Source organism: Sulfitobacter sp. TCYB15 (assembly GCF_040435955.1).
Classification (GTDB): domain Bacteria; phylum Pseudomonadota; class Alphaproteobacteria; order Rhodobacterales; family Rhodobacteraceae; genus Sulfitobacter; species Sulfitobacter pontiacus.
The window spans coordinates 681737-694407 of the sequence record NZ_CP159193.1 but is presented as its reverse complement, the minus strand read 5'-3'; the positions used below and the strand labels follow the sequence as shown (position 1 = coordinate 694407).

Here is a 12671-nt window from a genome sequence, read left to right as displayed (position 1 = left end):
ACGAGGTTAAGCGGATTTGTTCCGAAGCCGCCAGAAGGGCGGAACCGGATTACTTGTCGTCGTCTTCATCCGCGTCGGAACCGCCCTCGGGCAGCTTGAAGAAACTGTCGGCGTCAGAATAGTCGCCGTGGTCTTTTTCTTCGTCATCCGCAGGGTTGCCGGACAGGGTGAACGTTTCCAGACCTTCGATAGAGGTCGGCATCTTCGGTTCCGTATCCATGCCAAGCGATTGTTCGGTGCTGACCAGACGGCGGCGTTCGTCATCGGTCATCAAGCCACCTTCGGCGGCTTTCTTGGCAGCGGCTTTCTGGACGGCGGCGTCCAGTTCGGACTGTTTGCACAGCCCCAAAGCCACGGGATCGATCGGTTGGATGTTCGCAATGTTCCAGTGCGTCCGCTCGCGGATCGCCTGAATGGTTGGCTTGGTGGTGCCGACCAGCTTGCTGACCTGACCGTCGGAGAGTTCGGGGTGGAACTTGACCAGCCAGTAGATCGATGCGGGGCGGTCCTGACGTTTGGACAGCGGCGTATAGCGCGGGCCGCGACGTTTCTCTTCGCCTTGGGCAGACGCGTTGAACTTGAGCTTGAGCTTGTGCAGCGGGTTCGCCTGCCCTTTTTCGATCTCTTCTTCGGTCAGCTGGTTGTTGGCAATCGGGTCAAAGCCCTTCACGCCTTGCGCCACGTCACCATCCGCGATGCCCTGCACTTCAAGCTCGTGCATTTCCACGAAATCCGCGATCTGTTTGAAGCTCAAGGTTGTGTTGTCCACCAGCCATACGGCAGTGGCGCGGGCCATAATCGGTTTTGCCATGTCGGTCTCTCCTTAAAACGCACTTTCCCCGTCGCCTGAAATAGGCTGTCCTGCGGGGCAGAACGGTTTCCATTGTGGGGGAACTTGAACGCCTTATACTCGGACCGGCAAAATAAGGAAAGACCTCAATGCGATTGCTGATCCTGTGCCTGTGTCTGTTGCTGGCCCCGATGCCCCGCCCCGTGGCGGCCAAGGGCGAAATTGCAGGGGAATTCGACTATTACGTGCTGGCGCTTAGCTGGTCGCCCAACTGGTGTGCGCTGGAAGGCGATGCGCGCGATTCCGCGCAATGCGACGCCCGCCACGATCACGGCTGGATCATGCACGGGCTTTGGCCGCAGCTGCATCGGGGGTTTCCCTCCTACTGCCGCACCGCCGAACGGCCCCCCACCCGTGGCATGACCGCCGCCATGGCTGACATTATGGGAACGCCCGGTCTGGCGTGGCATCAATGGAAGAAACACGGCAGTTGTACCGGCCTGTCTGCCACCGGATATTTCGATCTGTCGCGTCAGGCCTATGATGCCGTGACCCGCCCCGCGGTGTTTCGCAAGGTCACGGGCGACATCCGCCTGCCCGCCTCGGTGGTGGAGGAAGCATTTCTGAAAGCAAACCCGACGATGGAGGCCGATGGCGTTACCGTCACCTGCAAAAGCGGCTACATTCAAGAAGTGCGTCTATGCCTGTCAAAAACGCTGCAGCCGGTGCCTTGCGGGCGCGACGTGATCAAGGATTGCACGCTGGACGACGCGCTGTTTACCCCGATCAGATAAACCCCGCACTACGTGCGATCATTGCGGCGTCGGTGCGGTTGCGGGCGTCCAGCTTGCGGCACAGCGTTTTGACGTGCAGCTTGATCGTGACCTCTTGCAACTCTAGGTCGCGGGCGATTTCCTTGTTCGATTTCGCCTCCATCAAGCCGCGCAGAACCTGACGCTCCCGCTCCGACAGGGCCTTTTCAAAGTCGGTTTCTTCGGGATCGTCCTTGCCAGACATAAAGTTGACGGGCGCGTAAATCTCGCCCGCGGCCATAAAGCGGACCGCGTTGACCAGTGATTTCGCAGGCAGCGTCTTGGGCAGGAAACCGATCGCGCCCATGGCCAGCGCCTGTTCCGCGATCAACCGCGTTGCCGTGCCCGAAATCAGACCGACAGGCTTTTCCTCGTTGGCTTTCATGACCTTAGGCAGCGCCTCAAGCCCCTTCATGCCGGGCATCGTATAGTCGAGCAGTACCAGATCAAACGGCCCCTCTGCCTCTATCTTGGCCATCGCTTCGGGCAGGTCGCTTGCTGCAACCGTCTCTGTCCCGCCATCGGCGTCCAGAAACATTGCAATCGTTTCGCGGACCATATCGTGGTCGTCCGCAATCAGTATCCGTAATGCCATAAGTTCTTTCCTTCCCTCGCCACCACCTCAATGCTGCTTAAGTAGTCGTAGACCAACTTATGGGCGAATAATAGCACACATGAGGATAGGATAACTGTGTCGAATTTTTGACGGCTATACCTTCGTATAGTAAGAATACCCTTAATCTCAGTCGCTCTCCAAACGGCGTTAACCTAAGGTTGATATACAAACACAGGGGAAGGATACCGAGTTATGACGTTTCAAGCTTTCACCAAGACAATCACCGCCGCACTGTGCGGTGCCGCATTGGCCACTGCTGTGAGTGCACAAGAAGACGCCGTTCTGACCGTCACCGCAGGCGACATGGAACACACCTATACGATAGAGCAGCTGAAAGAACTGCCGTCGTCCAGCTTCGAGACCGAAACCATCTGGACCGAAGGCGCGCAGACCTTTCAGGGCGTATCGCTCAAGGATCTGATGGACACGCTGGACGTGTCCGAAGGTATGATCGAAGCAACCGCGATCAACGACTATGCGGTCGAAATCCCGATGGAGGATGCGGTGTCCGACGGGCCGATCATCGCTTATGCCAACAACGACAAAGAGATGTCGCGCCGCGGGAAAGGTCCGCTATGGATTGTCTATCCCTATGACAGCGACGTAAAGTACCAGACAGAAACGATCTATAGCCGTTCTATCTGGCAGTTGAACCGGCTGGCGATCAAGTAACCGCAAGGCATGTTCACCATGGCCGATTTGATGCAGGACGGCCCACAGCGCAACAGGGTAAGATATATTCTTGCCCTGGCGCTGATGGTCGGCATCCTGCTTGCCGGTTACCTGGCGTTCAACGTCTGGGACCGCGTGCGCGCCCTTGGCAGCGCGCAGCAGGATCATGCCGAATGGGTGTTCTCGCAGCTCGAAATCGACTTTCTCAAACTGGATGGTGCCGTTGAACAGGCACGGTCGGGTGCCGAAAATGATCTGGCGAACCTGCGCAAACGGTTCGACATCTTCTACAGCCGCACCGAAGTCGCCGAACGCGTACAGCAAAGCGGCGACCTGACCCGCGAAATCCAGAAGATACAAGCGGTTCTGGACACACAGATCCCCCTGATCGACGGCAGCGATGAGGCGCTCGCCGCCGGTGTGCCCGCCCTGTCGGAAGCGCTGGACACGGTCGAGGATATGCCGCGCAACATCGGGCTTGCCTCCATCTCCTTCGCCGCCAAAGCGGCAGAGGCCGAGCGCAAAGAGATCGCGCAGCTGATCGAGATCTTGCTGGTGATCGTGGTGACCGTGACCATTGCGCTGCTGGGGGCGATCCTCCGGCTGTCGCGCCAGACGATCACGCTCAATCGTGCCTCGCGCGAGGTCGAACGCAACCACTCGCAGCTTGAAACCATGCTACGCGCCTCGCTTGATGCGGTGATGGTGCTGTCGGTAGATGGCGAGATTATCGATTTCAACGGCTCTGCCGAAGAGGTCTTTAGCATCTCGCGCGATCATGCGCTTGGGCGCAGCTATATCGAACTGCTGGTCCCCCCTAAACTGCGCCATCGCCAACGGGATAACCTCGCCCATTTTAACGAGACCGGCAAAACGCGGCTGGCCGAAACCGGCCGTCACGAGACAGAGATGATCGACGGCACCGGCCGCATCTTCCCTGTCGAACTTTCCGTGTCGCTGGCGCGGTCAAACGACGCGCCGGTTTTCGTCACCTATATCCGCGACATCACCGACAAACTGCAAAAAGAGCAGGAGATCATCCGCGCCCGCGACGAGGCGCTGGATGCCTATCAGGAAAAATCGCGTTTCTTCGCGATGATGAGCCACGAGATGCGCACGCCGCTGAACGGCATCCTCTCCGCCATCCACTTGCTGCATGACGACAAGCTGGACGCCGAACAGCGCAAATACGTCGAAGCGGCGCTGAAATCCGGTGACATCCTGCTGGGCCATATCGACGACGTGCTAGCCATCGAACGCAGTGAGGCCGAAACCAACGACAACGAGTTGCAAGCCAGTGATATGGTCGCGCTGACCGCCGGCATGGTCAACACCATGACGCCACTGGCCAAGACATCGGACACGCGGCTACATCTGGATCAGGACGGGCTGACCGACACACCCATCCTGACAGACCCGCGCGCGGTGCAGCAGATTCTGGTCAACCTCATCAGCAACGCGATCAAGTTCAGCCCCGACGACGATATTGTGCTTAGCGCGACCTATGACATGGAAACGGACAATGCGCCGATGCTACATATCGAAGTAGCAGACAATGGCCCCGGTATCCCGCCCGATGACCTCAAGCGGATTTTCGAGGATTACGTATCGCTCGACAGCCGCTACGAACGGCGCACAGGGGGCACCGGTCTGGGGCTGGGCATCGTGCGGCGGCTGGTGCACCGTCTGGGCGGCACGATCACCTGCGTCTCGGAGGTTGGCAAAGGCGCGCGGTTTATCGTGCGACTGCCAGCAGACTTCGTGCAGACAGAAGCCCCGCAGCCCGTCGCCCAACCCCAGCTTGATACCGAAGACACCCCCGCGATGAACTTGCTGGTCGTCGACGATAACGAGATCAACCGCGATCTGCTCAAGGCAATGCTGGGCCGTCTGGGTCACGAGGTCACCCTTGCCAGCAGCGGCCCCGAAGGCATCGATCGTGCGGCCGAACAGAGGTTTGACGCGATCCTGATGGATATTTCGATGCCGGGGATGAGCGGGCTACAGGCCACGCAGGTGATCCTTCAAGGAGGCGGGCCCAATGCCGATACCCCGATCATGGCTGTGACCGCCCACGCCCTGCCCAACGAACGCGCGGCCTTTACCGCGGGCGGGATGACCGGCTTTCTGCAAAAACCCATCAACACGCGCCGTCTGAAAACCGCGCTAAGCGAGCTTGTGATGCCCGCCGCTGAGGGTGCCTCTGATGCGACTGAAGCGACGAACGCCGAGCCGCAGCATCCGGTGCTGAACGCCAATCAGGTAAACGAATTGTTCGAACTGCTTGGTCCTGAAAAGCTTGCCGATCGCATTGGCAATCTGCGGCAACGTGTAGAGGGGCAATTGCCGCCCCTAGCCTCTGCCGAGGACCGCGACGATCTGCAACGCAAGACCCACGACCTTGCCGGGTTGTGCGGCATGTTTGGCGCAGAGCGAATGCACGCGCTGCTCGCCACCATCGAGCATGACTGCAAACAGGGCGACGTGGATAAAGCCCGTGATCAGGTCGCCAAAGTGCCCGCGGCATGGGCCGAAACCCTAGATGCGTGGGAGGCGCGCCTGTCGGCGTAACGCCCCCTGAACGACAAAGGGCGCCCTGATATCAGAGCGCCCCTTGCCTCATATTATTGCCAGCCGCTTAGGCGTTGGCGTCAACCTTCAACACGATCTTGCCGATATGGCCGCTTGTCTCCATGCGGGCGTGCGCCTCGCTCGCGTCCTCGAACGCGTATTCGCTGTCCATCACCGGTGCGATCTTGCCCGCGTCCAGCAGTGGCCAGACCTTCTCGCGCAGTTCTTCGGCGATCTTGGCCTTGGCCAGATCGCTTTGCGGACGCAGGGTGCTGCCGGTCATCGTCAGACGGCGTGTCATCAGCGTGGCAAAGTTCACCTCTACCTTCGGCCCGCTGAGGAAGGCGATCTGCACAAGACGGCCGTCTTCGGCCAGCGCTTGCAGGTTGCGGGGGATGTAGTCGCCGCCGACCATATCAAGGATCAGGTCTGCCCCGCCCTCGGCTTTCAGCACATCAACGAAATCCGAGTCACGGTAGTTGATCGCCGCCTCAGCCCCAAGTTTGGCGCAGGCGTCGCATTTGCTGTCGGTCCCTGCCGTGGCAAAAACCCGTGCGCCGAATTCGCGCGCCAGCTGGATCGCTGTCGTCCCGATGCCCGACGACCCGCCATGCACCAAGAACCGTTCGCCCGCTTTCAGGCCACCGCGCATGAACACGTTGGACCAGACGGTGAAGAATGTTTCGGGCAAGCAGGCGGCTTCCTTCATGTCCATGCCCTTGGGCACCGGCAGACAATGGGCCGCAGGCGTCGCGACATATTCCGCATAGCCGCCACCGGGCAACAGCGCGCAGACCTTGTCGCCGACAGCCAAACCGCTGACGCCTTCACCCACGGCGGACACCACGCCCGAGGCTTCAAGCCCGGGCAGATCGCTGGCAGTGGGGGGCGGCGCATACATGCCCGCGCGTTGCAGCGCATCGGGGCGGTTCACACCGGCATAGGCCACTTTGATCACCACTTGCCCGTGGGCCGGCTGCGGCATGGGTCGGTCGGTGGGTTGCAGCACTTCGGGTCCGCCGGCCTTGGTGATCTCTATCGCACGCATGGTTTCTGTCATCGACTACGTCTCCTCCGTAAATCTGATTTGCCGCACCATAGGCACGGTTTTCGGCACACACAATGCGAACTGACAGGCGTCAGGCCGCGGAGGGCCTCACATCAAAGCCCGCCACGGGCACGCAGGGCCTCGGCCACATGTTCGGCGTCGTCAATCGCCAGCACGGTAAACGGGATGATCATCCGCCAGCCGACCCGCTTGGTGGAGCGCGCGCGCCATGACTGCGCCAACAACTGGCCCTTTTGCGCCAGAACGGGGGTAAAGCGGATGACGAGGGCGATGCCCAGTTCGATTGCGCGGGTCTGGATACCAAGGCGGCGCAGCGGCGTTGTCAGCCATGTCACCACAGCCACCATCTGCGCCAGCTTGGTCGTCATGGTCACCAGATTCGCCAGCGCCACCGCTGTCATCATCCGCAACGTCACGGTCGCGCCCGCCATGATGTCATGGGTCACGATATGCCAGACCATGATCAGCACAACGAAGGGCAGCAGCACCCGCAAGCGCGCCAGCCCCACCTTGAAAAACCGCCATCCCGGCAGCGCATAAAGCAGCAGGGTCACCGCCAAGGCCGCCGCCTGCAGCGCGGGGTGGGTCAGGCTGAATAGCCCCATCGTCGCCACGCAAAGCGCTGCCAGCTTTGCCCCCGCAGGCCAACCGTGGGCGCGGGTCTCAACCGGGGAGGTGAGTGAAATCATCGCTTTCCCCGATCTCTTGCATCTGTGCCACAAAGGCTTGGGTCACCTGAGGCACCGCGCCGTCCTGCACGATCTGACCCTGATCGATCCAGATCATCCGGTCATAGGTCGCCAGATGCGCGGGGTCATGGGTGATGTGCACCAGATGCGCCTCTACTGCGTGCAGCACGCGCGTGAGGTGCATCATCGTCGGGATATCAAGCCCCGCAAAAGGTTCATCGAGGATGATCAGGCGCGGCTGCATGGCAAGGATCGACATCAGACAGACCAGCTGCCGCTGCCCCTGAGATAGCTGATGGATCGCCGCCTTTGCCCAATGGCTGCGGTTAAAGCGGGCGAGGATATCCGCCGTTCTCTCCGCCGCCTCTTTTGGGGCGTGTTTCAGCTGGGTCAGACCAAAGCTGATCTCTTCTTCCACCGTGGGGAAGATAATCTGATGATCGGGGTTCTGGAACAGGATGCCGACCTGCCGCAACGCCGCCTTGCGATCCTTGACCACATCCACGCCGTTGATCCGCAGCTTGCCCGACGACGGGGCCACCAGCCCCGCCAGCACCCGTGCCAGAGATGTCTTACCGGACCCGTTACGCCCGACAATACCAATCCGCCGCTCGGATGCCTGCAGTGTCACATCACATAGCACCGAGGTTCCTTCGGGGGTGTAGGAAACCTTGTCCAGATCGATCAGAAACGGGTGCATATGCGTGAGTACCAATAAGCCGCGCCCGCGCCGGATGCGGACGCCGCAGCACCTAGCAGGTCTGGTCTGGCGAGGAAAGCCAGCCTAGGGTCGCGGGCTGCCCCAGCTACCGGGAAGATCGCTACGGTTCAGGCGCGAGGGGGCTTTTACATGGGAAAGCAACCAGTTGGGCCCGGCCATCAACATGCTGAGCGTCGGGCTGCTGTTCACCTGCGCCTTGACCTTTTCGATCTGCATCACATTCTCGATCCGCCGATCAAGGAAGGCCCATGTCTCTGCGTGGCCCTCGCTGGTGTCGCCCAGCCAGAACAGCACGGTCGAGGAATAGACCGCGCTCAGCGTGGCGCGTTTGGTGTACCAGTTCACGTCTTCGGACGTATCTCCCAAGGCAGCCCATATGGCATCCGCCGTCCCCCAGACCAGTTTGGCCCCCTCGGGCGCATATTGCGGCAGGGCAAACAGGGTCGTCCCACGACGCACGGCCTCTTTGTCCGTGGCGGCTTCGAGACGGAAGCGGACCATAGCAGCCACCTTGGCCGAGAATTTCATCTCGGTCATGTTTTCGGCCTTCATCCGGTCGATCATCTGCTGATCGCCCCGTTTGTGATAGGCGACGGCCAGGTCGACGGCACCGCGCGGACAGACAGCACGCGCGACGGTCGGGTCCATGCCGGTATCGCTGACCGCAGCCTTGAACGTCGCCTCTGACCAGCCGTCAAACGCGACATGCATCAGCGCGGCATCCAGCAGCTGTTCTTTCGGTGTCTGGGACGTGTTCGTCATAGCGGCCTCCTGAAGGGGTGATTGGCTTTGCTCTAGACAATATAGGTTTCGGTTGCTATATGGCCAGTTCCTGCAAATCCTTGCAACTTCAAACTAGAAAGGTGGTGAAAACCACATGCAGGTTAGTGTTCGCGATAACAACGTCGATCAAGCGCTGCGCGCCCTGAAGAAAAAACTTCAGCGCGAGGGTGTGTTTCGTGAAATGAAGCTTAAGCAGCATTTCGAGAAACCTTCCGAGAAAAAAGCACGCGAGAAAGCAGAAGCGATCCGCCGTAGCCGCAAACTGGCACGGAAGAAATTGCAGCGCGAAGGCATGATGTAAATCATCCAAGCGACGCATAAGAATACGAACCCCCGTTACCTTTCGGTGCCGGGGGTTTTCTTTTGTCTGCCGCTGCGCGCGTGGTGACGCATGGGTACAGTAGACAGGACCCGACCGCAGAGCGTATCGCAAAGCGGCCAGAGACAGGACAGACCATGACCCAGCCCACCTACCCCAGCGTTGCCCCGATCCACCGGCGGGCAGATCTGATCGTCCACCTTGTGGGGCTTGCGCTGATTCTGGGGGCTGGCGGCGCGTTGGTGATGAAATCGGCCACATCGCTGCAAACGGCGGTGACGGTCGCGGTGGTGGTCTATGTGCTTTGCGCGCTGGCATCAAACCTTGCATCCTGCGCCTACCACTTCGCGCCATGGCATGACGCGCGCAAACTCATGCGGCGGATTGATCATGCGGCGATCTATCCCAGTATCGCGGGCACGTTTACGCCGTTCTTCGTGCAGGCCGGCACGACATGGACGATCACGCTGCTTTGTGTGTCATGGGGGCTGGCGCTGGTGGCGATGTACAAAAAGATCACCGACCCGCAGGTTCAGGGCAAGTGGTCCACCGCATCCTATCTGGGGCTAGGAGCCATTGGCCTTTGCGCGCTGCCGGACCTGACAGGGGTGCCGCTGGCAACACTCTGGTGCATCATCGGCGGGGCATTTGCCTATGTTATCGGCGTCGGCTTTTATGTGCGCCGGGCCATGCGCTTTCGCTATGCGACATGGCACGCCTGGGTCAATATCGGCGGCATCGCGATGTTCGCGGGCATCTGGATGGCGCTGTTTCCCTCCGCGATTTAACCGACTGGCAACGCTGTGGTGTTGCACACCGTGCGCAGCGCAAAGCTGGATTGCATCTGCCCCACACCGGGCAACCGCGCCAAATGCTGGCGATGGATGCGGGCGAAATCCTCGGTATTTTCTGCCACGACCTTAAGCAGGTAATCCGCGGCCCCCGCCATCAGGTGGCATTCCAGCACATCGGGAATACGCGCAACCGCCTTTTCAAAGGCGTCCAGCACCTCGTCCGCTTGACCTTGTAGGGTGATCTCGACAAACACCGTCGTGGGGACACCCATCTTGCGCGGGTTCAGCAGGGCGACGTAATCGCGGATATACCCTTCGGCTTCCAGCCGCTGCACGCGCCGGTGACAGGCCGACGGCGAAAGATGTACCTTTTCCGACAGGTCAGAGTTCGACATCCGCCCGTTGCGTTGCAGGGCAGTAAGGATGCGGCGATCGATGTCGTCTAGACTCATGTGGCGCAATACTTTCGCGTGAAATGACCAATATGCAGCAGAGTATTCGAAGAGCAAGGGGGATAACGGCCCATAATCCGTGCCCAATTGCGTATCGAGGGGCGTACCGTAATTCAAATGCACCCTCAATAGGATGAACTCATGAAAATCGGTTGCCCCAAAGAAATCAAGCCACAGGAATTCCGCGTCGGCATGACCCCGAATGCCGCTTACGAGGCGGTGAACAAGGGACATGAGGTTGTTATCGAAGCAGGTGCCGGCATCGGCGCTGGTTTTGATGACGCCGCCTATACCGACGCAGGCGCGACGATCCTTGCCACCGCGCAAGAGGTCTTCGACAGCGCCGACATGATCGTCAAGGTCAAGGAACCCCAAGCGGTCGAGCGCAAGATGCTGCGCGAAGGGCAGATCCTGTTCACCTATCTGCACCTCGCCCCCGATCCCGAACAGACCAAGGATCTTCTTGCCTCCGGGGCGACTTGTATCGCCTATGAAACCGTCACCGACCGCAATGGTGGCTTGCCGCTGCTTGCGCCAATGTCCGAAGTCGCGGGTCGCCTGGCCCCGCAGGTGGGCGCATGGACGCTGCAAAAAGCCAACGGCGGGCGCGGCGTGCTGATGGGCGGCGTCCCCGGCGTTGGTCCGGCGCGTGTGGTCGTGATCGGCGGCGGTGTTGTCGGCACCCACGCCGCACGGATTGCGGCTGGCATGGGCGCGGATGTCACCGTGCTTGACCGGTCCCTGCCCCGTCTGCGCTATCTGGATGACATCTATGGCGGCGTGTTCAACACCTCTTACGCCTCGGCGGGCAATACGATCGAACTGGCGCGCGAGGCCGACATGATCATCGGTGCCGTCCTGATCCCCGGGGCCGCAGCCCCCAAGCTGATCAGCCGCGCGCAACTGTCCGAGCTCAAGCCCGGCGCGGCGCTGGTGGACGTGGCGATTGACCAAGGCGGCTGCTTTGAAACCTCGAAAGCGACCACCCACCAAGACCCCGTATACGAAGTGGACGGCATCATGCACTACTGCGTTGCCAACATGCCCGGTGCCGTGGCGCGGACATCGACCATTGCGCTTGGCAACGCCACGATGCCGTTCATGCTGGCACTCGCGGATAAAGGCTGGAAGCAAGCCTGCGCCGACGATCCCCACCTCAAGGCAGGTCTGAACGTGCACGCAGGTCAACTGACCTACGCCGCCGTGGCCGAAGCGCTCGGGATGGAGGCGATCACCGCCGATCAGGCCATCGCCGGTTAACCCCCCCCTACGCACCACGCAAAAGGCCCGCAGTGCACCTGCGGGCCTTTTCGTTTCACGCGGTTGAAACGCTTACTTCTTGGCAAGCTCATCGCGAATTTGCAGCAGCACGTCCAACTGGCTGGGGCCAGTCGCCACTTCGGGAGCGACATCATCGGGGCGTTCGGCCAGCGATTTCAGCCGGTTGACGGATTTGACAAGCATGAACACCACAAAAGCGATGATCAGGAAGTTGATGCAGGCCGTGATGAACGCGCCATAGGCAAAGATCGCCGCGCCGGTTTCGCGCGCCGCGTCCAGACCGGTACCCGCAGGCACATCGCCAGACAGCACCACATACATGCTGGTGAAATCAACGCCGCCAAGGACCAGACCGATCACAGGGTTGATCAGATCGCTAACCAGCGAGGTCACAATAGCCGTAAACGCCGCGCCGATAATGATACCGACTGCCAGGTCCATAACATTGCCCTTGGCAATGAAATCCTTGAATTCTTGAATCATGTCTGTCCCTCGTATGATTGAAAGCCGTGTCTGCTACGTCGCACGACATACTGCGCATGCGTTAGCACAAGTTTTCAAAATAACGATGGATTTTTGTCGGATAAGCACGGTTTTCCCCCTTACAGAGGCGAAAACCGCGCAATCCGGTGCAAAGCGTGCTTACGCTGGCAGGGAGCCCGTCAGCACATAGCGCAGGATTTGCACGACCTGCGCGGGCTCTTGGGCGACAGCCAAAGCTGCGGCGTCGACCTCTTTCAGCGCGTGCGCGTGGTCGGCCCCATGCAGGATCACCAGCGATTTCCCCAGAGCCGCCGCATAGCCTGCATCAAAAGCCGCGTTCCACTGTTTGTACTGATCGCCAAAACGCACGACGACAACATCCGCCTCTTCGATGCCCTTGCGGGTGCGGATCGCGTTCAGCTGTGCGCCCTTGCGGTCGTGCCAGAACTTGTTTTCCTCGGCCCCCAGAATCGCCACACCGCAGTCGTCGCTGGCCGCGTGGTCGGTGACAGGGCCGGTGAACACAACATCCAACCCTGCCGCGCCATCGATGATCTGATCGCGCCAGTCGGTGTGGATTTCACCCGAGAGATATACATGCAGTGTCATACCGCCTCCG

The 12671-nt window shown here is 60.3% G+C and carries 15 protein-coding genes; 6 read left to right on the top strand and 9 right to left on the bottom strand.

Annotated features, from left to right (window positions below):
* Positions 1-49: 49 nt before the first annotated feature.
* On the bottom strand, positions 50-811 hold the full coding sequence (locus ABM428_RS03300) for a DUF1013 domain-containing protein (protein WP_009825939.1): 762 nt from the start codon (positions 809-811) through the stop codon (positions 50-52).
* Positions 812-939: 128 nt separating this feature from the next.
* Here ABM428_RS03300 and ABM428_RS03295 point away from each other — a divergent pair, with 128 nt between their 5' ends.
* Positions 940-1584, top strand: coding sequence for a ribonuclease T2 (locus ABM428_RS03295; protein WP_132997521.1), 645 nt, complete (start codon positions 940-942; stop codon positions 1582-1584).
* Here the strand turns inward: ABM428_RS03295 and ABM428_RS03290 are convergent.
* Complete coding sequence (locus tag ABM428_RS03290; RefSeq protein ID WP_005851242.1) at positions 1577-2197, bottom strand: response regulator; 621 nt, start codon at positions 2195-2197, stop codon at positions 1577-1579. The two genes, ABM428_RS03295 and ABM428_RS03290, sit on opposite strands and share 8 nt — an antisense overlap.
* Positions 2198-2410: 213 nt before the next feature.
* On the opposite strand from ABM428_RS03290, the gene ABM428_RS03285 reads away from it, so the two are divergent.
* Both ABM428_RS03285 and ABM428_RS03280 read left to right on the top strand, forming a co-directional pair.
* Positions 2411-2890: a molybdopterin-dependent oxidoreductase gene (locus ABM428_RS03285; RefSeq protein WP_132997520.1), complete on the top strand. Its 480-nt coding sequence runs from the start codon at positions 2411-2413 to the stop codon at positions 2888-2890.
* Between the two features lie 18 nt (positions 2891-2908).
* Positions 2909-5461, top strand: coding sequence for an ATP-binding protein (locus ABM428_RS03280; protein WP_353628164.1), 2553 nt, complete (start codon positions 2909-2911; stop codon positions 5459-5461).
* Positions 5462-5528: 67 nt separating this feature from the next.
* Here ABM428_RS03280 and ABM428_RS03275 read toward each other — a convergent pair whose 3' ends face one another.
* The 4 genes from ABM428_RS03275 to ABM428_RS03260 all read right to left on the bottom strand — a co-directional run bounded on the left by ABM428_RS03275 (position 5529) and on the right by ABM428_RS03260 (position 8702).
* Entirely contained in the window at positions 5529-6521 is a 993-nt protein-coding gene (locus ABM428_RS03275; protein WP_037943108.1) for an NAD(P)H-quinone oxidoreductase, read from the bottom strand.
* A gap of 101 nt (positions 6522-6622) precedes the next feature.
* Positions 6623-7219 carry an energy-coupling factor transporter transmembrane protein EcfT gene (locus ABM428_RS03270; protein WP_037943106.1) on the bottom strand — a complete coding sequence of 199 codons (597 nt, stop codon included), beginning with the start codon at positions 7217-7219 and terminating at the stop codon, positions 6623-6625.
* Entirely contained in the window at positions 7194-7919 is a 726-nt protein-coding gene (locus tag ABM428_RS03265; protein ID WP_278374863.1) for an energy-coupling factor ABC transporter ATP-binding protein, read from the bottom strand. The genes ABM428_RS03270 and ABM428_RS03265 overlap by 26 nt, the downstream gene beginning before the upstream one ends.
* 84 nt (positions 7920-8003) lie before the next feature.
* Positions 8004-8702: a COQ9 family protein gene (locus ABM428_RS03260; protein WP_005851232.1), complete on the bottom strand. Its 699-nt coding sequence runs from the start codon at positions 8700-8702 to the stop codon at positions 8004-8006.
* 115 nt (positions 8703-8817) lie between these two features.
* Between ABM428_RS03260 and rpsU the strand changes: the two genes are divergently transcribed.
* Positions 8818-9024 carry a 30S ribosomal protein S21 gene (rpsU, locus tag ABM428_RS03255; protein WP_005851231.1) on the top strand — a complete coding sequence of 69 codons (207 nt, stop codon included), beginning with the start codon at positions 8818-8820 and terminating at the stop codon, positions 9022-9024.
* A gap of 155 nt (positions 9025-9179) precedes the next feature.
* Complete coding sequence (locus ABM428_RS03250) at positions 9180-9830, top strand: hemolysin III family protein (RefSeq protein ID WP_009825931.1); 651 nt, start codon at positions 9180-9182, stop codon at positions 9828-9830.
* On the opposite strand, the gene ABM428_RS03245 is transcribed toward ABM428_RS03250, so the two are convergent.
* Positions 9827-10288: an Lrp/AsnC family transcriptional regulator gene (locus tag ABM428_RS03245; protein WP_005851227.1), complete on the bottom strand. Its 462-nt coding sequence runs from the start codon at positions 10286-10288 to the stop codon at positions 9827-9829. The genes ABM428_RS03250 and ABM428_RS03245 overlap by 4 nt on opposite strands.
* Positions 10289-10429: 141 nt before the next feature.
* Between ABM428_RS03245 and ald the strand changes: the two genes are divergently transcribed.
* The gene (ald, locus tag ABM428_RS03240; RefSeq protein WP_132997517.1) at positions 10430-11548 is read left to right on the top strand and encodes an alanine dehydrogenase; all 1119 of its coding nucleotides are present in this window, start codon (positions 10430-10432) and stop codon (positions 11546-11548) included.
* Between the two features lie 72 nt (positions 11549-11620).
* On the opposite strand, the gene mscL is transcribed toward ald, so the two are convergent.
* Positions 11621-12052: a large conductance mechanosensitive channel protein MscL gene (gene mscL / locus ABM428_RS03235; protein ID WP_005851224.1), complete on the bottom strand. Its 432-nt coding sequence runs from the start codon at positions 12050-12052 to the stop codon at positions 11621-11623.
* 159 nt (positions 12053-12211) lie between these two features.
* On the bottom strand, positions 12212-12661 hold the full coding sequence (locus ABM428_RS03230) for a YtoQ family protein (protein ID WP_353628163.1): 450 nt from the start codon (positions 12659-12661) through the stop codon (positions 12212-12214).
* Positions 12662-12671: the final 10 nt, after the last annotated feature.